Source organism: Kitasatospora sp. NPDC092039, assembly GCF_044756065.1.
In the GTDB taxonomy this organism is placed as follows: Bacteria; Actinomycetota; Actinomycetes; order Streptomycetales; family Streptomycetaceae; genus Kitasatospora.
In genome coordinates, this window is sequence record NZ_JBIVSD010000028.1 from 55,835 (window position 1) to 76,686 (window position 20,852).

The 20,852-nt window shown below is 75.0% G+C and carries 16 protein-coding genes; 7 read left to right on the top strand and 9 right to left on the bottom strand.

What is annotated here, in order from left to right:
• The first annotated feature begins 2 nt into the window (after positions 1-2).
• Positions 3-926: an aminoglycoside phosphotransferase family protein gene (locus ACIQI7_RS35725; RefSeq protein ID WP_401118171.1), complete on the top strand. Its 924-nt coding sequence runs from the start codon at positions 3-5 to the stop codon at positions 924-926.
• A 20-nt stretch (positions 927-946) separates the two neighbouring features.
• Here ACIQI7_RS35725 and ACIQI7_RS35730 read toward each other — a convergent pair whose 3' ends face one another.
• The 4 genes from ACIQI7_RS35730 to ACIQI7_RS35745 all read right to left on the bottom strand — a co-directional run bounded on the left by ACIQI7_RS35730 (position 947) and on the right by ACIQI7_RS35745 (position 4,559).
• Entirely contained in the window at positions 947-1,810 is an 864-nt protein-coding gene (locus tag ACIQI7_RS35730) for a biotin-dependent carboxyltransferase family protein (RefSeq protein ID WP_401118173.1), read from the bottom strand.
• 12 nt (positions 1,811-1,822) lie between these two features.
• Positions 1,823-2,485, bottom strand: coding sequence for a 5-oxoprolinase subunit PxpB (gene pxpB / locus ACIQI7_RS35735; RefSeq protein ID WP_401118175.1), 663 nt, complete (start codon positions 2,483-2,485; stop codon positions 1,823-1,825).
• Complete coding sequence (locus ACIQI7_RS35740) at positions 2,482-3,258, bottom strand: LamB/YcsF family protein (protein ID WP_401118177.1); 777 nt, start codon at positions 3,256-3,258, stop codon at positions 2,482-2,484. The genes pxpB and ACIQI7_RS35740 overlap by 4 nt, the downstream gene beginning before the upstream one ends.
• Positions 3,259-3,503: 245 nt before the next feature.
• Entirely contained in the window at positions 3,504-4,559 is a 1,056-nt protein-coding gene (locus ACIQI7_RS35745) for an IPT/TIG domain-containing protein (RefSeq protein ID WP_401118179.1), read from the bottom strand.
• A gap of 185 nt (positions 4,560-4,744) precedes the next feature.
• On the opposite strand from ACIQI7_RS35745, the gene ACIQI7_RS35750 reads away from it, so the two are divergent.
• The 4 genes from ACIQI7_RS35750 to ACIQI7_RS35765 all read left to right on the top strand — a co-directional run bounded on the left by ACIQI7_RS35750 (position 4,745) and on the right by ACIQI7_RS35765 (position 12,727).
• Positions 4,745-6,283, top strand: coding sequence for a hypothetical protein (locus ACIQI7_RS35750; protein WP_401118182.1), 1,539 nt, complete (start codon positions 4,745-4,747; stop codon positions 6,281-6,283).
• Positions 6,284-6,384: 101 nt separating this feature from the next.
• A complete protein-coding gene (locus ACIQI7_RS35755; protein WP_387759797.1) occupies positions 6,385-7,260 on the top strand; it encodes a hypothetical protein in 876 nt (291 codons plus the stop codon).
• A gap of 117 nt (positions 7,261-7,377) precedes the next feature.
• The gene (locus tag ACIQI7_RS35760) at positions 7,378-11,940 is read left to right on the top strand and encodes a hypothetical protein (RefSeq protein ID WP_401118185.1); all 4,563 of its coding nucleotides are present in this window, start codon (positions 7,378-7,380) and stop codon (positions 11,938-11,940) included.
• A 19-nt stretch (positions 11,941-11,959) separates the two neighbouring features.
• Complete coding sequence (locus ACIQI7_RS35765; RefSeq protein ID WP_401118188.1) at positions 11,960-12,727, top strand: metallophosphoesterase; 768 nt, start codon at positions 11,960-11,962, stop codon at positions 12,725-12,727.
• Between the two features lie 15 nt (positions 12,728-12,742).
• On the opposite strand, the gene ACIQI7_RS35770 is transcribed toward ACIQI7_RS35765, so the two are convergent.
• Together ACIQI7_RS35770 and ACIQI7_RS35775 are read right to left on the bottom strand one after the other, a co-directional pair.
• Positions 12,743-13,288 carry a hypothetical protein gene (locus ACIQI7_RS35770; protein WP_401118191.1) on the bottom strand — a complete coding sequence of 182 codons (546 nt, stop codon included), beginning with the start codon at positions 13,286-13,288 and terminating at the stop codon, positions 12,743-12,745.
• A gap of 199 nt (positions 13,289-13,487) precedes the next feature.
• Complete coding sequence (locus tag ACIQI7_RS35775; RefSeq protein ID WP_401118193.1) at positions 13,488-14,183, bottom strand: FadR/GntR family transcriptional regulator; 696 nt, start codon at positions 14,181-14,183, stop codon at positions 13,488-13,490.
• 193 nt (positions 14,184-14,376) lie between these two features.
• On the opposite strand from ACIQI7_RS35775, the gene ACIQI7_RS35780 reads away from it, so the two are divergent.
• Positions 14,377-14,931, top strand: a complete 555-nt coding sequence (locus ACIQI7_RS35780; protein WP_401118195.1) for a gluconokinase — start codon at positions 14,377-14,379, stop codon at positions 14,929-14,931.
• A gap of 2 nt (positions 14,932-14,933) precedes the next feature.
• Entirely contained in the window at positions 14,934-16,322 is a 1,389-nt protein-coding gene (locus tag ACIQI7_RS35785; protein WP_401118225.1) for a gluconate:H+ symporter, read from the top strand.
• Positions 16,323-16,655: 333 nt separating this feature from the next.
• Here ACIQI7_RS35785 and ACIQI7_RS35790 read toward each other — a convergent pair whose 3' ends face one another.
• From ACIQI7_RS35790 to ACIQI7_RS35800, 3 genes are all read right to left on the bottom strand, one after another.
• Entirely contained in the window at positions 16,656-18,248 is a 1,593-nt protein-coding gene (locus ACIQI7_RS35790) for an FAD-dependent oxidoreductase (protein ID WP_387759806.1), read from the bottom strand.
• A gap of 174 nt (positions 18,249-18,422) precedes the next feature.
• Complete coding sequence (glpK, locus tag ACIQI7_RS35795; RefSeq protein WP_387759807.1) at positions 18,423-19,943, bottom strand: glycerol kinase GlpK; 1,521 nt, start codon at positions 19,941-19,943, stop codon at positions 18,423-18,425.
• Positions 19,944-20,039: 96 nt separating this feature from the next.
• A complete protein-coding gene (locus ACIQI7_RS35800) occupies positions 20,040-20,759 on the bottom strand; it encodes an MIP/aquaporin family protein (RefSeq protein WP_401118199.1) in 720 nt (239 codons plus the stop codon).
• Positions 20,760-20,852 lie beyond the last annotated feature (93 nt).

The following is a 20,852-nucleotide window of genomic DNA, read 5'->3' on the forward strand; positions in this document are numbered from 1 at the left end:
CGATGCCCGTCGAGGTCCCGCCCGCACTGGCCGCGTCCCTGGAGGAGTTCCTCGGTGCTGAGGGCCGGGCCTGGGCGGCCCGACTTCCCGCCCTGGCGGGCGAGTTGCTCGACCGCTGGGAGCTGCTCCCGGACGGGCCGGTCGCGCACGGCATGGTCGCTCTGGTGCTGCCCGTGCTGCGGGCCGACGGCGCACCGGCCGTGCTCAAGCTCCAGCCCGTGGACGAGGAGACGGTGGGTGAACCGCTCGCCCTGCGGAGCTGGGACGGCCGCGGTGCCGTCCGGCTGCTCGACCACCAGCCGTCCACCGGCTCCCTGCTGTTGGAGCGGCTGGACCCCGGCCGCTCCCTGCTCGACCTGCCCGACGACCTCGCGGCGCTGCGCGTGATCGCGGAGCTGCTGCGGGAGATGACGACGTATCAGGCGCCGTCCGGACTGCGGACGTTGGCGGACGGGTCGGCCCGGCTGTTGGAGCGGTCCCCGGCGGCAGCCGCCTCCCTCGCCGACCCGGCCGAGCGGCACCTGCTCGCCGACTGCGCGGCCGCCCTGCGCGAGGTCCGCGCCGAGCCCGGCGACCGCCTGCTGCACTGGGACCTGCACTACGGCAACGTGCTGGCCCCGCTCCCGGGCAGCGGCCGGGCGCCCTGGCTGGCCATCGACCCCAAGCCGCTGGCCGGCCACCCGGGCTTCGAACTGCTCCCGGCGCTGCGCAACCGCTGGGCGGACGTGGTGGCCACCGGCGATCCCGCCCGGGCGCTGCGGCGGCGCTTCGACCTGCTGACGGAGGCGCTGGAGCTGGACCGCGAGGTGGCGGCGGCCTGGACGCTGGCCCGGGTGCTGCAGAACGCGGTCTGGGCGGCCGAGGAGGGCGAGGTGCGGCTGGACCGGGCCCAACGCGTCGTCGCCGAGCTGCTGTTGGGGCGCTGAGCGCGGACCCCGCGCGTCGTTCAGCGCTCCCGCAGGGGCACGAAGCGCACCGGCGTCCCCGGCCGTGCCTGGGCGGCGGCCGCGAGGTCGCCGACCGGCACGACGCCGATCACCGGATAGCCCCCAGTGGTCGGGTGGTCGGCCAGGAACACCACCGGCTGCCCGTCCGGCGGAATCTGTACCGCGCCCAGCACCATGCCCTCGCTGGGCAGTTCGCCCTCCCGGGCGCGGGCGACCGGCGGGCCCTCGGTGCGCAGCCCGACCCGGTTGCCGGTCGGCGAGACCAGGTACCGGTCACGGCCGAGGCGGGCCACCGCCTCCGGGGCGAACCAGTCCGCGCGCGGTCCGAGCCGCAGCCGGAGCACCAACTCGGCCGGGGGAGCGGGCAGCGGCACCAGCTCGGGCCGGGCCCGGTGCGGCGGCGGGGCGCCGACCGGCAGCCGGTCCCCGGCGGTCAGCGGGGCCGGCCCGAGCCCGGAGAGCAGGTCCGCCGAGCGGCTGCCGAGCACCGGCGGGACGGCGATCCCGCCCGCCACCGCCAGGTAGCCGCGCACCCCGCCCGTCGCCGCCCCCACCTCGACCACCGATCCGGCCGGCACCACGAACGGCGCGCCCCAGGCGGCCGGCCGGCCGTCCACCCGGACGGGCGAGGGCGCACCGGTGACCGCGACCAGCACCGGCCCGACGGCCCGCAGCACGACCCCGCCGAGCGTCGTCTCCAGCCCGGCGGCCCCGGGGTCGTTGCCCACCAGCCGGTTGGCCGCCCGCAGCGCGGGCTCGTCCAGCGCCCCGGCCCTCGGCACCCCGAGGTGGGCGACCCCGCGCCGCCCGAGGTCCTGGACCGTGGTCAGCGGTCCCGGCCGCTCCACCACCAGCTCGCTCAACTCCGCCTCCCCTCAGCCCCGTTCCGCCGTGAAGCGGACCCGGGTGCCCGGCGCCAGCAGGGCCGGCGGCTCGCGGTCGATGTCCCAGAGGGGGAGCGCCGTCCGGCCGATCAGCTGCCAGCCGCCGGGAGAGGGGTGCGGGTAGACGCCGGTGTACGGACCGGCCAGGGCCACCGAGCCGGCCGGGACGGAGCCGCGCGGGGTGGAGCGGCGCGGCACCTCGTAGCGCGCCGGGAGGCCGGTGAGGTAGCCGAAGCCGGGGGCGAAGCCGCAGAACGCGACGACGTACCCGGGTTCGGTGTGGATCCGGACGGCGGCCTCCTCGGACACCCCCCACAGGGCGGCGACCTCGGCCAGGTCGGCGCCGTCGTACACGGTGGGGACCTCCACCAGCGGCCCGTGCGGCGCCCCGGCCGCCGTCGGACGGGCGGTGCGCAGCAGCGCCGCCACCGCGTCGACCTCCGCGACGCCGTCCAGCAGCAGGGTGCGCGCGGCCGGCACCAGTTCCTCGACGGCGCCGAGTTCGCCCGCCTCCCGGCGCTCGGCCAGCCAGTCGTACAGCGCCGTCACCTCGGCCGTCCCGGGCAGCTCGACCAGCAGCGCCCGGTCGCCGACCCGGCGCACCGTCCACGCCGCCGGGCGCGCCGCCCCCGCCGTGAGGTGCGGTTCCGTCACGTGAAGGCCTCCACCCGGACCCCGGCGGAGGCCAGGGCGCCGCGGATCCGCCAGGCGAGCTGGGCGGCGCCGGGGGTGTCGCCGTGGACGCAGAGCGAGCGGGCCTCGACGGCGATCCGCTCGCCGCCGGAGGCCTCCACCGTGCGGTCCCGGGCGATGCCGACGGCGCGGGTGATCACCGACTCGGGGTCGTGCACCACCGCGTCCGGCTCGCGGCGCGGGACGAGGGAGCCGGTGCGGGCGTACGCGCGGTCGGCGAAGGCCTCGGCGACCACCGGGAGTCCGACGCCCTCGGCGACCTCCAGCAGCAGGGAGCCCGGCAGGCCGAGCACGGGCAGCGGGCCGTCGCAGACGGCGCCCGCCCGCAGCACGCCGGCCACCACGGCCTCGGCCTGCTCGGAGTCGCCGACCACCCGGTTGTAGAGGGCGCCGTGCGGCTTGACGTAGGAGACCTTGGAGCCGGCCGCGCGGGCGAACACCTGGAGGGCGCCGATCTGGTAGGCGATCTCGTCGGCGAGCTCCTCGGGGGGCACGTCCATCGCGCGGCGGCCGAAACCGGCCAGATCGCGGTAGGAGACCTGGGCGCCGATCCGGACCCCGCGCTCGGCCGCCAGCGCGCAGACCCGGCGCATCGTCGACGGGTCACCGGCGTGGAACCCGCAGGCGACGTTGGCGCTGGTCACCACGGACAGCAGCGCCTCGTCGTCGGTCAGGGTCCAGCGTCCGAACCCCTCTCCGAGGTCCGCATTGAGATCGATCACCGCATCGGCCACGCCCGTCCGCCTCCCAGCAGCTGTTGAGCCAGATGGTAGGGCCTGCGGATGAAGGCCGTTGTCCGTGACCCGGAGCGCCCGGCCGGCGCCGCGGCGTGTGCGGGGGACCGCACGCCCCGGGGCGGCGCCGCGCCGGTCCGGGCCGGTCGGTGGGCGGAACGCGTCGGTGCCCGGGCTCCGCGGAACCCGGGCACCGACGGCGGGCGGTACGCCCTCTGGGGGGGGCGCTGCGCCACGCCCGGCCGTTACGCCGTGTAGGTGTAGGTCACCGGCGCGCTGGTCCCGCCCGCCGTGGTGACCGTGACGCCCACCGGTCCGGGCTGGGCGCCCGCCGGGGCCGTGGCCGTGCAGAAGGACGGCCCGCAGGAGACGTGGGCGGCCGGCACCCCGCCGAAGGCCACCGTCCCGTACATCAGGTTGCTGCCGATCACGTTCACCCTGGTCCCGCCGGCGGCCGGGCCGGAGGCGGGGGAGAGGCTGCTGACCACCGGGGCGGCCGGGGCCGGCGGCGGGGCGCCGGTGTAGTCGAAGGCGGCGGGAGCCGTGGCCGTGCCGCCGGGCGTCACCACGCTGACCGGGGCGCTGCCCGAGCCGCCCGGGGTGGTCACCGTGCAGGCGGTGTCGGTGCAGGCGCCGGGCGCGGGGCCGCCGCCGACGAGCACCATGCCGTGGGCCAGGTTGCTGCCGCTGACGGTGACGGCGGTGCCGCCCGCGCCCGGGCCGGTGGTGGTGCCGAGGCCGGTGACGGCCGGCGCGGCCTGGACGGTGGCCGGCGGGTAGCTCCTGCTGACGAGGTCGTAGCTGGAGACGTGCCCGGTCGGGTCGGTGTCGTTCGGGTTGGCGACGGTCGCGGTGATCGTGCCGGCGATCGGCACGCCGGGCGTGGTGGCCAGGTTGAGCTTCATGAAGTTGTAGCTCCCGACCGCCCGGGTGGCGGTGAACACGGCCTCCAGGTGGCGGTGGTCGGGGGAGAGGACCGAGGTGAAGGTGTAGTCCTGCGGTGTGGCGAAGAACATCGCGCCGTCGGTGGTGACGCCCGGCGGCAGGTCGAGGGTGATGTGCGTCGGCCCGGCCAGGTCCGCGGTGCCGGACGACGTCCAGCCCACCGCCATGTTGCCGGTGGTGAAGAACCCGCCGGGGTAGTTCCCGTTCTGTGCGACGGTCACGTGCTGGGCGGAGGTCGACGCGGTGGCGGCCGGCGCGGCCGCGGCGGTGGCGCCGGTGGCGAGGACGGCGCCGGTGGCGAGGGTGGTCGCGGACAGCGCGGCGGCGAGGCCCGCTTTGGCCAGTCGGGTGATCATGGGTCGATCATCACCGAACCGACGCGCCGCCCTCACGGTTTTCTCGAACACGGGTCCGGCAATGGCGGAATCCCGTCGAAACCGCGTTCTGAACCGGCCTCCCGCACCGCCGCCCACCTGCCGTTACGCCCACCCGCAAGGTCCGTTTCGGTCGATGTCGGTGCGAACCTCTAATCTTGTCCTCCGTGACCGCCATCGCAGACCCGCCCACCGGGCCCGGCCTCCGACCGCCCGCCGGTCCGGCCGCCGTGCGCCCCGCGCCCGGCCCCGCCGCCGACGAGGGCCTGGCCCGCCGGCTCAAGGCGCTGGCCTGCACCGCCCCGCTGCACGACCTGGACAACCGCAAGGTCAACCTGGCCGGCGAGTACGGCGGCTACGCGATGGCCGAGGTCGGCCTCGCCGCGATCGACCTGGTCACCCTGCACATGGACTTCGACACCGGCGCCGACCGCGAGATAGTGCTCGCCCGGCTGCTGCCCCGGGTCGCCGCCCAGGCCGCCGGCCGCCCCGCCGCCGAGCACGAGCGGGTCGCCCGCTGGGTGCTGGAGTCGCTGATCAACGTCGGCAGCGTGGACCGCGGCTTCCGCGCCGTCTACGGCACCTTCGGCGCGGACGGCGAGTACGTCCGCCGCGACTACGACTTCAAGCTGATCGAGGAGGTCCCCGGCCCCGACGGCGGCGTCTACCTGCGCACCACCGACGAGGCGGTCAACGTCCTGGTCGGCGCGCTCGACACCGACGTCACCTCGGCCCAGATCGCCGCCGAGGTCAAGCTGGAGGTGCTGATCCGCCGCGGCCGCCTGGCCGACGCCCAGCTCGCCGCCGAGCAGGCCCGCTACCGCACCGTCCAGTACGCCGAGACGCTGCGCCGCGCCCTGGACGCCACCCGCCGCAACGTCCGGGCGGTCGACTGGATGCGCGCCGTGCCGGACCTCATCGAGGAGGCGCTGGACCACATCGCGGACCGCTACCGGCACGAGAACGCGATTCTCACCAACATCCGCAAGGCCCGCGACGAGGCCGAGGAGCCGGAGCACAAGCGCCGCGCCGCCGAGCTGGTCGACATCGTCAAGGACTGCATCCGGCGCCACACCCAGCTCCAGACCCGCCTGCTGGAGGCCGGCCCGCTGTTCCGCGCCGAGCAGGACCGGCAGGCCTTCGCCACCCCCGGCGCCCGCAGCGGCATCGACCTCTACGGCCAGCTGCTCGCCCCCGTGCTGCGGCTGCCGATAGAGCAGGCCGTCCGCCCCACCGGCGCGTTCTTCGCCCGCGGCGCCGGTCTGCGCACCCCCGTCTCGGTCCGCGTCGCCGACCTGGTCGACCTGCTGCTCACCCCGCCGGTCGAGCGCGAGCACCTCGGCGCCGAGCTGCCCGACCCGGACCTGGTCGCCACCCCGGACGACAGCCGGTTCTCCGAGGCCCAGCTGGAGTCCGCGATGGTCCTGCTCGACCTGCCCCCGGACGCCCCCCGCCGGCTCTCCGGCCTGCTCGCCGACGCCCGCAAGCAGGACCCGGACCTCCCGTACCTGGTCGCCCTGCTCGCCGTGCACGCGGCCAGCCCGCCGGTCGGCACCGCCTACCGCCAGGGCGAGGAGCGGCTGCTGTTCGCCGTGGACGACGGCACCCCGCTGCGCGACCAGGAGTTCGGCGGCGCCGACCTGATCGTCGGCAGCGCCCTGCTCGACGCGGTCGGCATGGCCGCCGACCGCAAGGACGCCGGCTGACGGCCGGGAAGCACGCACCGGGCCGGCCCTCCGGGACCAGACCCGCCGGAACCCACCTTGACGAACCGTAACCACCGCGCCACCCCCGAGGAGCACCGCCCGTGACGACCCACCACGACACGTCCTGGGCGGCCGAGAGCGAACCCGCGGCCCCCGCGCCGATCACCCCGGCCGACGTCGCCGACGCCGCCCGACTGGTCTCCTTCGGCCTCCAGGCCAAGCTGCTGCCCGCCCGGGACGCCGAGTACGCCGAACTGGTGCGCCGCCACCGCGAGGACCCGCCGTTCGCCCGGCTCGCCGACGCCATCGCCACCGGCATGGGCCTGGTCGTCCTGGAGGTCTCCCCGCGGGCCGGCATGGCCGTGGCCGCCGCCGAGGACTCGCTGTTCGCCGTCCGGATGGGCGACTACTCGCGCCGCGCCGCCTCCGAGTCCACCGACCGCTTCCTGCACGGCCTCGCCCACCTGGCCGTCGCCGCGCTGGCCTTCCCCCGCCCCGAGGACCTCGCCGACGACGGCTACCTCGGCCGGATCACCGTCAACGGCGTCGACTCCTTCGTCCGCCAGGCCTGTCGCCGCCTGGAGGAGCAGGCCGACGCCGAGGGCGCCAACACCGACCCGGCCTCCGACGCCCCAGGCCTGGAAGCCGCGTGGCGGGTGTGGGCCCGGCGCACCGCCACCGGTGCCACCAAGGACGCCCGCCGGCTCTCCGGCTCCACCATCGGCATCGTCGCCAAGGCCGTGCTGTTCCTGGTCGACTCCGGCTTCCTGCAGAAGGTCTCCGACGACTCCGGCGGCACCTACCGCACCACCGCCCGCTACCAGCTCCAGGTGCGCGACCTGGCGGGCAGCGCCGCCATGGCCGAACTGCTCGACCTCGGCATCGTCCCGGTCTCCGACGGCACCGCCAGCCTCCTGCCGCCGGACACCGGCGACGAACTGGTCGCCGACGCGGGGCTGCCGTTCCACTCGCTCTGAGTCCGGGGCCCGGGTCCACCCGCTCGGAGCCCCCACCGCGCCGGCCGCGGCCCACCCGCCCCGCACCGGCCCGCCGCCCATCCCTCACGCCACGCAAGCCACGGAGAACCGCCGCACATGTACGAGCTCAACCGGGTCCGCCTCTACTCGATCGGACCGGCCGGCGCCCGCTACGCCGACACGGTGCTCGACCTGCGCGGCGTCGGCGAGCCGGTCGCCGACCCGGCCCCCCAGCAGATCGGCCTGTTCGGCGAGGACCCCGACGGCCCGGTCCGCCGCCCCGCCCCGGCCGGCGTGCTCTTCCTGGAGAACGGCGGCGGCAAGTCCGTCCTGCTCAAGCTGATCTTCTCGGTCATGCTCCCCGGCCACCGCAACACCCTCGGCGGCGCCAGCTCCGGCGTGCTGCGCAAGTTCCTGCTCGCCGACGACTGCGGCCACGTCGCCCTGGAGTGGCAGCACACCGTCACCGGCGAGCTGATCGTGGTCGGCAAGGTCAGCGAGTGGCGCGGCCGCCAGGTCTCCTCCGACCCGCGCAAGTTCGCCGAGACCTGGTACTCCTTCCGCCCCGGCCCCGGCCTGACCCTCGACTCGCTGCCGGTCGCCGAGCGGGTCAGCCTGGCCGGCGACCAGAAGGCCCGCGGCCGCCGCCGCACCATGAAGGGCTTCCGCGACGCCCTCACCGAGGCCGGCAAGGCCCACTCCCACCTCGACCTGGTCTTCGAGGACGGCCACGACCGCTGGACCGAGCACCTCGGCGAGCTCGGCCTCGACCCCGAACTCTTCCGCTACCAGCGCGAGATGAACGCCGACGAGGGCGAGGCGGCCGGTCTCTTCGCGGTCAAGCACGACAGCGACTTCACCGACCTCCTGCTGCGCGCCGTCACCGACACCCGGGACACCGACGGCCTCGCCGACCTCGTGCACGGCTTCGCCGCCAAGCTCGGCCGCCGCGCCGAACTCACCGCCGAACGCGACTTCACCGCGGGGTCGTTGGACCTGCTGGAGCGTATCGCCGAGGCCACCACGGCCCGTGAGACGGTCCGCGAGGCCCACCGCACCGCCGAGCGCCGCACCCGCCGGCTCGCCCACGCCCTCGCCTCGCGCGCGGCCGCCGAACGCGACCGCGCCCAGGACCTCGCCATCGAGGTCGCCGCCGCCGCGAGCGCCGTCACCGCGGCCGAGGCCGACCGCACCCGGCACAGCCTGATCACCGACGAACTCACCCACCGGCACGCCACGTTGAGCCTCACCGCGGCCACCGCCGAGGCCGCCGCGCTGCGCCGCGAACTCATCGACGCCCGCACCCTGCACTCCGCCTGGCAGGCCGCCGAGGCGGTGCTGCGCCAGCGCGCCGCCGCCGACCGGGTCGCCCGGGTCGCCGCCGCGATCCGCGAGGCCGAGCTGGACGCCGCCCCCGCGCTGGCCGCCCGCGCCCGCGCCGCGACCGCCCTGGCCCGCGCCCTGGAGGCCGCCGCCGCGGCCGCCGAGTCCCGCGCCGACACCGAAGAGGAGCGCGCGGGCGAACTCCAGCAGGACGGCGGCAAGGCGCAGTCCGACGCCACCGAGGCCGCCACCGCCGCCCAGAAGGCCCGCAGCGAGGCCGAGCACCTGCGCCAGCGCCTCGCCGAGGTCGAGCAGGAGACCGAGGCCGCCGTCTCGGCCGGCTTCATCGACGCCGACGGCGACGTGGACCCGGCCCGCGCCGCGCTGCACGCCGCCGACGTCGAGAAGGCCGCCGCCGCCGCGCTCGCCCAGGCCCGCGCCGCCGCCGAGGCCTCCGCCGCCCGGCTCCGCGAGGCCGCCGCCGCCACCTCGCGCGCCGAACTCGCCGCCGAGCGGGCCGGCGACGCCCGCAAGGACGCCGCCCGGGCCCTCGCCGCCGAGCAGCGCACCGCCGCCCTGCTCGCCACCGAACAGCGCCTCGCCGACCTGCTCTCCCTGACCGCCTACCAGGACGGTGCCGAGGAGGACGCGGGCTTCCTCACCCCCGCCGTGCTCGACCGCAACGCCGAGTACCTGCGCGAGCTCCTCGACGAGTCCATCGCGACCGCCGAACGCACCCTGTTCGACCTCCGGACGGCCGCCGCCGACGACTCCCGCATCCTCGCCGCCCTCGGCGACGGCGGCCTGCTGCCGCCCGGCCCGGACGTGCTCGCCACGGTCGAGTACCTCGCCGAGCACGGCATCCCGGCCCTGCCCGGCTGGCGCTACCTCGCCCAGTCCGTCGACCCGGCCGACCACGACGCGATCCTCGCCGCCCGCCCCGAACTGGTCGACGGCGTGGTCGTCACCGACCCGGCCTCGCTGGAGCGCGCCCGCGAGGCCCTGCAGGCCGCCGCCCTGCTGCCGCGCTCCACCGTCGCGGTCGGCGCCGCCGCCTCGCTGATCGCCCCGATCACCGACGAGCCCGCCTTCTTCCTCGTCCCGCCGAACCCGGCCATGCACGACGAGTCCGCCGCCGACGGCGAGCGCCGCGACCTGCGCGCCCGGGCGAGCGCCCGCGAGGAGCACATCCGCGAACTGGCCGGCCGCCTCGGCGCCGACCGCGCGCTCGCCGCCCGCCTCGCCTCCTGGCACGCCAGCTGCCCGCCCGGCACCCTCGCCGAACTCGCCGCCGCCGCCGAGGCCGCCCGCGAGCACGCCGAGCAGGCCGCCGCCGCCCTGGCCACCCTGCGCGCCGACCACGACGAGGCCGAGACCGACCACGCCGCGGCCGCCTCCGCCCACGAGGAGCACCGCGAGGCCGCGCAGCGCGCCCGCCGCCGCGCCGACGCCCTCTCCGGCCTCGCCTTCCGGCTGCGCGAGCGCGGCAACTGGGCCCGCCGTCAGCGCGAACTCGCCGAGGACGCCGCCGAGTGCGACCGCCGCCAGGCCCTGTGCGCCGAACGCGCCCGTACCTGCGACGAGGACCGCCGCGCCGCCCAGCGCGCCGCCGACGACGCCCGCCGTACGGCCCGCGCGCTGCGCGCCGAACGCGCCGAGATCCCCGCCGCCGAGCAGGCCGACGAGCCCGTCGAGACCGCCCCCGCAGCGCTGCCCGCCCTGCGCGAGGCCTACCGCGCCGCCTCCCAGCTGTACGAGAAGGTCGGCGTCGGCGCCGACCTGCGCGCCGAACAGGCCCGCGCCGAGGGCGACGAGGCCGCCGCCGCGGCCGAGCTCGACCGCCTCACCAACAAGGTGCGCACCCGCGCGGAGGAGCTCCTCGGCAGCCCCGACGGTGCCGACGGCCCGGCGCGGCAGGCCGCCGCCGCCCGCGCCGAGGAACTGGTCGCCACCATCGAGGCCCGTTCCGCCGTCGCCAGCGAGCAGCTCGGCCGGCTGCGCGGCGAGGCCGAACGCTCCGCCCCCGCCGACGGCGAGGCGCACACCGAGCTGCCCGAGGACCTCGTCCCCACCGACCCGGAGCACGCCCAGGCCCTGCTGCGCACCGCCACCAGCCGGCTCGCCGAGCGCCGCGAGGCCCTGGACGCCGCCCGCACCGCCCACACCGACCTCCAGCGCACCTTCGACACCGCCCAGGCCGCCGCCGCCGACTTCGACGAGCTGGCCGGCCAGCTGCGCGACGGCCTGCGCGACCACCAGGAGGACCCGGAGGACCCGGTCGAGCCGTACCTCGGCTCGCTGGCCGAGGCCCGCACCGGCGCCACCGAGGCCCGCCGCGCCCTGCGCACCGCCGCCGGCGAGCTGTCCTCCGCCGAACTCGCCGTCCGCGACGCCTCCGACGCCCTGGTCCGGCACGCCAACGCCGCCCGCTACGAGGCCGTCCGCACCCCCGCCCGCCAGCAGATCCGCGAACTGCCCGCCGCCGCGCTGCCCGAGCACGCCGCTGCCTGGGCCGCCGCCTTCGCGCCCCGGCTGCGGGTGCTCACCGACGAGCTCGCCCAGCTGGAAAAGAACCGCGGCTCGATCGTGGACCGGTTGCGCGGCCTGGTCGAGTCCTCGCTCACCACCCTGCGCGCCGCCCAGCGGCTGTCCCGGCTGCCCGAGGGCCTGGGGGAGTGGTCCGGCCAGGAGTTCCTCCGGATCCGCTTCGAGGACCCGGACCACGCCACCCTGGTCGAGCGCCTGGGCGAGGTCATCGACGAGGCCACCCGCGCCGCGGTCAGGAAGAACAGCGACCTGCGCCGCGACGGCATGTCCCTGCTGCTGCGCGGGGTCGCCGCCGCGATCGGTCCCAAGGGCGTCAGCGTCGAGATCCTCAAGCCCGACGCGGTGCTGCGCGCCGAACGGGTCGGCGTCGGCCAGATGTCCGACGTGTTCTCCGGCGGCCAGCTGCTCACCGCGGCGATCGCGCTGTACTGCACGATGGCCGCGCTGCGCGCCAACGACCGCGGCCAGTCCCAACTGCGGCACGCGGGCACGCTGTTCCTGGACAACCCGATCGGCCGCGCCAACGCCACCTACCTGCTGGAGCTCCAGCGGGCCGTGGCCGACGCGCTCGGCGTCCAGCTGATCTACACCACCGGCCTGTTCGACACCACCGCGCTCGCCGAGTTCCCGCTGGTGATCCGGCTGCGCAACGACGCCGACCTGCGGGCCGGCCTCAAGTACATCTCGGTGGAGGAGCACCTGCGTCCGGGCCTGCCCGCCGCGCCGGACCCGGACGGCCCGACCATCCACGGCGAGATCACCGCCACCCGGATGTTCAAGCGCCCCGCGGAGGTTCCCGCCCAGCCGTGAAGTGGATAGCGTGATCGTCATGTTGACGATCGCGCACCTCAGTGACATCCACCTCGGCCAGGACCACCGCCGGGACGGCGGCGAGCGCGCCCGGCGGCGGGCCGAGCAGGTGATGGCGTACCTCGACGCCCTGCCCGGCCCGCTGGACGCGGTGCTGGTCACCGGCGACCTCGCCGACCAGGGCCTGGCCGAGGAGTACCGGCAGGTGGCCGAGGTGTTGAAGTCCCAGCACCCGGTGCTGATCTGCCCCGGCAACCACGACTCCCGGGCGCCGTACCGGGAGGTGCTGCTCGGCGAGGCGCCGGCGCAGGGTCCGGTCAACCGGCTGCACCGACTGCCGGGCGCCGACGTGCTGATGCTCGACTCGTCCGTACCCGGGCAGCACGACGGCCTGCTGGACGAGGAGACGCTGGACTGGCTTGACACGCAACTCGGTGAGGGGCGTACCGAGTTGCCGGCGCTGGTGGCCTTCCACCACCCGCCGGTGGAACTGCACCTGCCGTACGTCGACCCGATCCGCCAGTTCGGCGAGGAGCGGCTGGCACGGGTGCTGCGCGAGCACCCCCGGGTGGCCGCCCTGCTCTGCGGCCACGCCCACACCGCCGCCGCGACCACCTTCGCCGGCCTGCCGCTGCTGGTCGCGCCCGGAGTCGTCTCCACCGTCACGCCGCCCTTCGAGAGCGAGCACGAGATCGCCTTCGACCACCCGCCGATGCTGGCCTTCCACGTCCTGGACGACGACCGCCGGCTCACCACCCACTACCGGGCGCTGCCGGTGCGGCACTGACCGACCCGGCCGCCGCTACGGGTGGTTGGGCCGGACCCGGGCCTGGCGCGGCGGCTGCGGCGGTGACTGGCGCGGCGGTTGGAGGGGCTGCTCGCGCGGTTGTCGGTACGGCGCCCGCGGCGGCTGTTGCCCGGTCCCGTACGGCTGCTGCCGCCCCGGTCCGTACGGCTGCTGCCCGGGCCCGTACGGCTGGGGCTGCGGCTGGGCCGACTCGTACGGCTGCCGGTACACCGAGGACGGGCCGGGCGGGGGGAGCGGCCGCGCGGCCGGCGGCCCGGGGGGCGTGCGGCTGCCCGCCATCGGGTACGCGGAGCCGGGCGCCCGCATCCGCTGGGCCGCGACCTGGCGGGAGATCAGGATCTCCAGCAGGCACCACATGGTGCCGAACACCCCGAGCCCCATCGCCAGCAGCGCGGGCGTCAGTAGCCAACTGCCCGCGTACGAGGCCAGCGTCGCCACCACGACACCCACCAGGGTGAAGGACAGGCAGAGCACCGCCCGGACTGCGGCGGCGCGCACCTCGTCGGGCAGGCGGCGACGACGGCGGCGTGGCACGGACATCGAGCGACCCCCAGGCACGTGGCGCGTGTTCGGTGAAGCATACGGAACGGGCGCACACGAAACACGCCCCTTCGCCTCACTCTGCCCAGCCGAACCGGGACTATGCGTCCGAAACCGTCGAACTGCCGCCAAACCCGTGCCATCCGGGCAGCCCCGGCAGGCCGCGAGGGGCAGCCCCGGCGGCCGGGCGGGCCTGCGCTCAGCCCAGTTGGAGGTTGAGCTCCTCCAGCGCGCCGGTCACGATCGTCCGCATCGCCTGCTCGGCGTGGACGGCGTCCTCGGCGCAGATCGCCTCCGCGACCTCGCGGTGCAACCGGATCGCGTACGGCTCCGGCTGATGGGGCATCAGATGGTACTCGGTCCGGCCGGTGAGCACCGCCGCGACGGTGTCCCCGAGGTGGGCGAACATCTCGTTGCCGGAGGCCCGCAGCACCAGGGAGTGGAAGGCGATGTCGTGCCTGAGGAAGGCGGTCAGGTCGGCGGCCCGTGCGGTGACCGTCAAGTCCACGGCCAGCGAGCTGAGTTCGCGCCGGTCGTCGTCGCTCGCGTGGGTGGCGGCTAGCGCGGCCGCGGCCGGTTCGACGGCCATCCGCAGCGAACCGAGGGAGCGCAGCTGGGCGGGCCGATCCGAGCCGGCCAGGCGCCAGCGGATCACCATCGGGTCGAAGACGTCCCAGAGCGACCTGGGCTGCACGGTGATCCCGACCCGCCGCCGGGAGGCGACCATGCGCATCCCCTCCAGGATCCGCACCGCCTCCCGGACCACCGTCCGGGATACCCCGAACCGGGCCTCCAGCTCCTCGCCGCGCAGCACCGCCCCCTCGGGGATCTCCCCCGACGCGATCGCCGGCCCGAGTTCGTCAAGCAGCCGCCCGGGCAGCCCCTGGATCTCCATCCGCCCAGCGTAGTCGCCCGCCCCGCGAGCCCCCGTGCCGCCCTGCGGGCCCCGTCGCGCCCCGGACCGCCCCGAGGTCAAGCCCTGCGATCGAGGCCACACCGTAAAAGTATGACGATTTGGTTTCCGTCACTTGAATACGTCATATCTTTGAGGCGATAGTGGCGGCCAGGCAACGAAGGAGCACCACCCCATGGCTCTCAGCGTCGAGATCCACGACCTCCCGCAGGCCCCCCTCACCGTTGTGGTGATGGGCGTCTCGGGCGTCGGCAAGACCACCCTGGCCCGTCTGCTGGCGGACCGCCTCGCCCTCCCCTTCGCCGAGGCGGACGACTTCCACCCCGCGGCCAACATCGCCAAGATGTCGGCCGGCATCCCGCTGGGCGACCAGGACCGCGCCCCCTGGCTGCGCGCCATCGGCGCCTGGCTCAAGGAGCGGACCGAGTCCGGCAGCGGCGGTGTGGTCACCTGCTCGGCGCTGAAGCACCGCTATCGCGACACCCTGCGCGCGGCCTGCCCGGGTGCCTTCTTCCTGCACCTCAGCGGTGGCCACGAGCTGGTCGAGGACCGGCTCAGCCACCGCACCGGCCACTTCATGCCGTCCTCGCTGCTCGACTCGCAGTACGCCGCCCTGGAACCCCTGGAGGCGGACGAGCGCGGTGCCGTCCTGGACGTGGGCCCGTCCCCCGAAGAACTCGTCGAGATGGCCGTGGCACTGCTGCGGCCCGTCAATGGAGACCTCGCGTGAGCATGTCCCCCACTCTGCTGGCGGCCGCCCCACCGGCCCTGCCGCACACCGGCAGTGACTCCCAGCTGCTGATCGCGGTGCTGCTCAGCATCGGTGCGATCGTCGTACTGATCACCAAGCTGAAGCTGCACCCGTTCCTCGCCCTCACGCTCGGCTCCGGTCTGCTGGCCGCCGTCGCGGGCGCCCCGTTCGACAAGCTGCTCAGCAGCTTCGCCACGGGCTTCGGCTCCACCGTCGCCAGCGTCGGCCTGCTGATCGGCCTCGGCGCGATGCTCGGCAAGCTGCTGGCGGACTCCGGCGGCGCCAACATCATCGCGGACACCGTGCTCTCCCGCACCGGCAACAAGGCGCTGCCCTGGGCGATGGCGCTGATCGCGGCCGTGCTCGGTCTGCCGCTGTTCTTCGAGGTCGGCGTCGTCCTGCTGATCCCGATCGTGCTGCTGGTCGCCCGCCGCGGCAACGTGCCGCTGATGCGGATCGGCATCCCGGCCCTGGCCGGCCTGTCGGTGCTGCACGGCCTGGTGCCCCCGCACCCGGGCCCGCTGGTCGCCGTCGACGCGCTGAAGGCCGACCTCGGCATCACCCTGGCGCTCGGCCTGCTGATCGCCGTCCCGACCCTGGTCATCGCCGGTCCGCTGTTCGCGCGGCTGGCCGAGCGCTGGGTCGGCCCGCTGGAGCTCCCGGCGGCCACCGCCCCCGAGGAGACGGCCAAGCACGGCCGCACCCCGTCCTTCGCCGCGGTGCTGGCCACCATCCTGCTGCCGGTCGTGCTGATGCTCGGCAAGGCGCTGGCCGACGTGGTGATCGACGATCCGAAGGCCATCGGCCAGCGGGTGTTCGACTTCATCGGCTCCCCGCTGATCGCGCTGCTCGCCGCGACCCTGCTCGGCATGGTCACCCTCGGCAGGGCGGCCGGTTTCGACAGGGCCCGGATCTCCGACACCGTCGGCAGGTCGCTCGGCCCGATCGCCGGCATCGTGTTCATCGTCGGCGCGGGCGGCGGCTTCAAGCAGACCCTGATCGACGTGGGCGTCGGCAACGCGGTGAGCGAGTGGTCCGGCAAGTGGCACATCTCGGCGCTGCTGCTGGGCTGGCTGATCGCCGTGCTGATCCGCCTGGCCACCGGCTCGGCGACGGTCGCCACGATCACCGCGGCCGGCATCGTCTCCCCGCTCGCCGCGAACATGTCCTCGACCCACGCGGCCCTGCTGGTGCTCGCGATCGGCGCCGGCTCGCTGTTCCTCTCGCACGTCAACGACGCCGGTTTCTGGCTGGTGAAGGAGTACTTCGGGATGAGCGTCGGGCAGACGCTGAAGTCCTGGTCGGTGATGGAGACGGTGATCTCGGTGGTCGCCATCGCCCTGATCCTGCCGCTCAGCCTGGTCGTCTAGCGCGCGACGCAGCAACGCCGAGGGGCGGCACCCGTGACCGTACGGGTGCCGCCCCTCGGCGTTTTCCCCGACCCGGCCCACCGGCTCGGGCCCGGCGGGGCCGCCGCTCCTCCTGCACGGGCCCGCCCGGAGCCCGGGACGCCCGGCCCGCCCGGCGTGAACGGCCCCGCCCGGGACGTCCCGCCCGCCCCGAGCCCGGGACGTCCGGCCCGGACGGAGGCAGGCAGGGCACCCGCCACGCACGATGGCCAGGCAGCCGCCCGGTACGCCGGAGGGCGGGCGCCCGGGGGAGTCCCCGGACACCCGCCCTCCGTGAGCGGTCCGACCTACGTCCTACTTCTTGCGCTTCGCCAGGAAGGCCTCGACCTCGGCCTTGATCTCCGGCGTGTCCAGCCCGCGCACGGTCATCGTGGTGCGGCGGCGCAGCACGTCGTCCGCGGTGTACGCCCACTCGTTGTCCGCCGCGTACGCGACCTGCGCCCAGACGTCCGGACCGTCCTCGTGGATCGGCCGGCCGAGCTCCGGGTTCTCGTCGATCATGCGGGCGATGTCGAAGGACAGGGTGCCGTAGTGGCTGGCCAGGTGCTTGGCCACCAGCGGCTCCATCCGCGAGCCCGGCTCACGGTCGATCAGCAGGCGGTGCGCCACCGCGTTCGGCGCGCCGACGCCCGGCAGCGGGACGGTCGGGGCGATCGGGGACATGTCCTCGCCGAGGCTGGTGCCGGGCACGTGGGCCAGCTTCTCCAGCACGGCGCGGCCGATGTGCCGGTAGGTGGTCCACTTGCCGCCGGAGACCGACAGCATGCCGCCGCGGCCCTCGGTGACGACCGTCTCGCGCTTGGCGGCGGCGGTGTCGCCCGGGCCGCCCGGGAGCACCCGCAGGCCGGCGAAGGAGTAGGTGATCAGGTCGCGGTCGAGGTGCTCGTCGCGGATCGCGTGCGCGGCCTCGCCCATGATCTGGTCGATGTCCGCGTCGGTGGCCCGGACGTCCTTCGGGTCGCCGGTGTACTCCTCGTCGGTGGTGCCGAGCAGGACGTGGTCCTCCCACGGGATGGCGAAGGAGACGCGGTACTTGTCGATCGGGATGGTCAGCGCGGCGCGCCACGGCGAGCGGCGCTTGACGACCACGTGCGCGCCCTTGGAGAGGCGGATCGACGGCGCGGCGCCGGCGTCCTCCATCTTGCGCAGGTGGTCCACCCACGGGCCGGTGGCGTTGAGCACCAGGCGGGCGTCGACGCCGAACTCGGTGCCGTCCAGGCGGTCGCGCAGCTCGGCGCCGGTGACCCGGCCGCCGGTGAAGCGCAGCCCGGTGACCTCGGCGTGGTTGAGCACCACGGCGCCGGCGTCGACCGCGGCGCGCACGGTCATCACGGCGACGCGCGAGTCGTTCATCTGGTGGTCGCCGTAGACGGCCACCGAGCGCAGGCCCTCGGTGCGCAGCGCGGGCACCTGCTGGGCGGCGTGCGCGGCGGTGGAGACCCGGCCCATGCCGTCGCGGAAGGCGGACAGCGCCGAGTACAGGAAGACGCCGGCGCCGAGCTTGGCGGCGCCGTGCGGGCCGCCCTTGTAGACCGGGACGAAGAAGGTCAGCGGGTTGACCAGGTGCGGGGCCACGTCGGTGGAGAGCGCGCGGCGCTCCTTGTGGTTCTCCGCGACCAGCTTGACCGCACCGGTCTGCAGGTAGCGCAGACCGCCGTGGACGAGCTTGGAGGAGGCGCTGGAGGTGGCGCCGGCGAAGTCGCCGGCGTCGACCATGGCGACCTTCAGACCGGCCTGGGACGCGGTCCAGGCGACGGCCGTGCCGAGGATGCCGCCCCCGATCACCAGCAGGTCGTAGGTGGCCTTGCCGAGCAGTTCGCGGGTCTCGGCGCGGGAGGCGGTGCGGCCGGCGGTGCGCTCGGCGCCCAGGGTCGGGATGGTTGCCATGGTGGTTGTGTACGGCGCGCGGGTCGGGCGGCGCCGTTACTCCTCTCGTGTGCGGTGCGGCCCCTCCGGGAGAGGCCGGTCGGCCCGGTGCGGCGGGCCGGTGAAACACGGTGACGCCCGCTGCCGGAACGGCGGGCGGCCGGCCGGGGCACGGGGCCCCGACCGGCTGTTCGATCAGTTGTTCTCTTCCTCTTCCACCCAGTCCATGGTGCGCTCCACGGCCTTGAGCCACTTCTTGTACTCGCGCTCCCGGGTGGCCTCGTCCATGCGCGGGGTCCACTCGGCGGCGCGGTGCCAGTTGGCCCGCAGGGTGTCGAGGTCGTTCCAGAAGCCGACGGCGAGTCCGGCCGCGTAGGCGGCGCCGAGGGCGGTGGTCTCGGCCACGTAGGGGCGCTCGACCGGGGCGTCCAGGACGTCGGCGATGTTCTGCATGAGCAGGTTGTTGCTGGTCATGCCGCCGTCGACCTTGAGGGCGGTGAGCTCGACCCCGGAGTCCTTCTGCATGGCGTCGACGACCTCGCGGGTCTGCCAGGCGGTGGCCTCCAGGACGGCCCGGGCCAGGTGGCCCTTGGTGACGTACCGGGTCAGTCCGGCGATCACACCGCGGGCGTCGGAGCGCCAGTACGGGGCGAACAGGCCGGAGAACGCCGGGACGAAGTAGGCGCCGCCGTTGTCCTCGACGGTGTTGGCGAGGGTCTCGATCTCGGCGGCGGTGGAGATGATGCCGAGCTGGTCGCGCAGCCACTGGACGAGCGAGCCGGTGACGGCGATCGAGCCTTCCAGGGCGTACACCGGGGCCTGGTCGCCGATCCGGTAGCCGACGGTGGTCAGCAGGCCGTGGTACGAGTTGACGATCTTCTCGCCGGTGTTCAGCAGCAGGAAGGTGCCGGTGCCGTAGGTGGACTTGGCCTCGCCCTCGTCGAAGCAGGTCTGGCCGAACAGCGCGGCCTGCTGGTCGCCGAGCGCGGAGGCGACCGGGACGCCGGCCAGGTCGCCGACGGCCTCGCCGTAGACCTCGGCGGAGGAGCGGATCTCCGGCAGGACGGACATCGGGACGCCCATCGACTCGGCGATCTTGTCGTCCCACTGCAGGGTGTGCAGGTTCATCAGCATGGTGCGGCTGGCGTTGGTGACGTCCGTGACGTGCTTGCCGCCGTCGACACCGCCGGTGAGGTTCCAGATCACCCAGGTGTCCATGGTGCCGAAGAGGATGTCGCCGGCCTCGGCGCGCTCGCGCAGGCCCTCGACGTTGTCCAGCAGCCAGCGGATCTTCGGACCGGCGAAGTAGCTGGCCAGCGGGAGGCCGGTCTCGCGGCGGAAGCGGTCCTGGCCGACGTTGCGGCCCAGCTCGCGGCAGAGCGTCTCGGTGCGGGTGTCCTGCCACACCAGCGCGTTGTGCACCGGCTCGCCGGTGTTCTTGTCCCACAGGACGGTGGTCTCGCGCTGGTTGGTGATGCCGATCGCGCGGATGTCGTCCTTGGTCAGGCCGGCCTTCTCCAGCGCGCCGCGGACGACGGACTGCACCCGGGTCCAGATCTCGGCGGCGTCGTGCTCGACGTAGCCGGGCTGGGGGAAGATCTGCCGGTGCTCCTGCTGGTCGACGGCGACGATCCGGCCGTCGGCGCCGAAGATGATGCAGCGGCTGGAGGTGGTGCCCTGGTCGATCGCGGCGATGTAGTTACCGGTGGAGGTCATGGGGAGGGTCCTCGGCTCGGGTTCGGGGGATACGGGGTGGGTGGGCCTGACGCTCGCTCGGTCAGTCCCCGTGTGCGGCGGGGTCGAACCCGTCCTTTAGAAGATGGCGTTGTAGACGCCGCCGGCCGCGAGGCCGCCCAGGATCGGGCCGACGACCGGGATCCAGGCGTACGACCAGTCGGAGCCGCCCTTGTTCGGGATCGGCAGCAGGGCGTGGGCGATGCGCGGGCCGAGGTCGCGGGCCGGGTTGATCGCGTAGCCGGTCGGACCGCCCAGCGAGAGGCCGATGCCGACGACGGTGAAGGCGACCATCAGGGTGCTGGTGCCGGACTGGGTGAGGCCGGAGTTGGTGCCGATGGTGAGGATCGCGAAGCAGAGCACGAAGGTGCCGATGACCTCGGTGAGCACGTTCTGGAACGGGTTCCGGATCTCGGGGCCGGTCGAGAAGATGCCGAGGGTGGGCTCCTCGTTCGCGTTGAACTGGCCCAGGTAGGTGGCCCAGACCAGGACGGCGCCGATGATCGCGCCGAGCAGCTGGGAACCGAGGTAGAGCGGCACCTGGCCCCACTCGCCGCTCTTGACCGCGAGCGCGACGGTGACGGCCGGGTTCAGGTGGGCGCCGGACTTCGGGGCCGACATGTAGGCGGCGATGAGGACCGCGAATCCCCAGCCGAAGGTGATCGCCAGCCAGCCGGCGTTGACGGCCTTCGACTTCTTGAGGGTCACGGCGGCGCAGACGCCACCGCCGAGAAGTATCAGGGCGGCGGTGCCGAGGGTTTCGCCGACGAAGACGTCGCCGTTGGAGAACGCGGACACAAAGACTCCCTTGTCCATATGGCCCGGAGGGTGGGGTGGGGGCGGGCGGCCGGTCGATCACTGTGCGGGTGAGCGCACTGTGGGAGTGATCTC

Bases quoted from the DNA above. Each gene is read 5' to 3' on its own strand.
- ACIQI7_RS35725 (WP_401118171.1), top strand. From the start codon at position 3: ATGCCCGTCGAGGTCCCGCCCGCACTGGCCGCGTCCCTGGAGGAGTTC.
- ACIQI7_RS35745 (WP_401118179.1), bottom strand. From the start codon at position 4,559: ATGATCACCCGACTGGCCAAAGCGGGCCTCGCCGCCGCGCTGTCCGCG.
- ACIQI7_RS35760 (WP_401118185.1), top strand. From the start codon at position 7,378: ATGTACGAGCTCAACCGGGTCCGCCTCTACTCGATCGGACCGGCCGGC.
- ACIQI7_RS35765 (WP_401118188.1), top strand. From the start codon at position 11,960: ATGTTGACGATCGCGCACCTCAGTGACATCCACCTCGGCCAGGACCAC.
- ACIQI7_RS35770 (WP_401118191.1), bottom strand. From the start codon at position 13,288: ATGTCCGTGCCACGCCGCCGTCGTCGCCGCCTGCCCGACGAGGTGCGC.
- ACIQI7_RS35775 (WP_401118193.1), bottom strand. From the start codon at position 14,183: ATGGAGATCCAGGGGCTGCCCGGGCGGCTGCTTGACGAACTCGGGCCG.
- ACIQI7_RS35780 (WP_401118195.1), top strand. From the start codon at position 14,377: ATGGCTCTCAGCGTCGAGATCCACGACCTCCCGCAGGCCCCCCTCACC.
- ACIQI7_RS35785 (WP_401118225.1), top strand. From the start codon at position 14,934: ATGTCCCCCACTCTGCTGGCGGCCGCCCCACCGGCCCTGCCGCACACC.
- ACIQI7_RS35790 (WP_387759806.1), bottom strand. From the start codon at position 18,248: ATGGCAACCATCCCGACCCTGGGCGCCGAGCGCACCGCCGGCCGCACC.
- glpK (WP_387759807.1), bottom strand. From the start codon at position 19,943: ATGACCTCCACCGGTAACTACATCGCCGCGATCGACCAGGGCACCACC.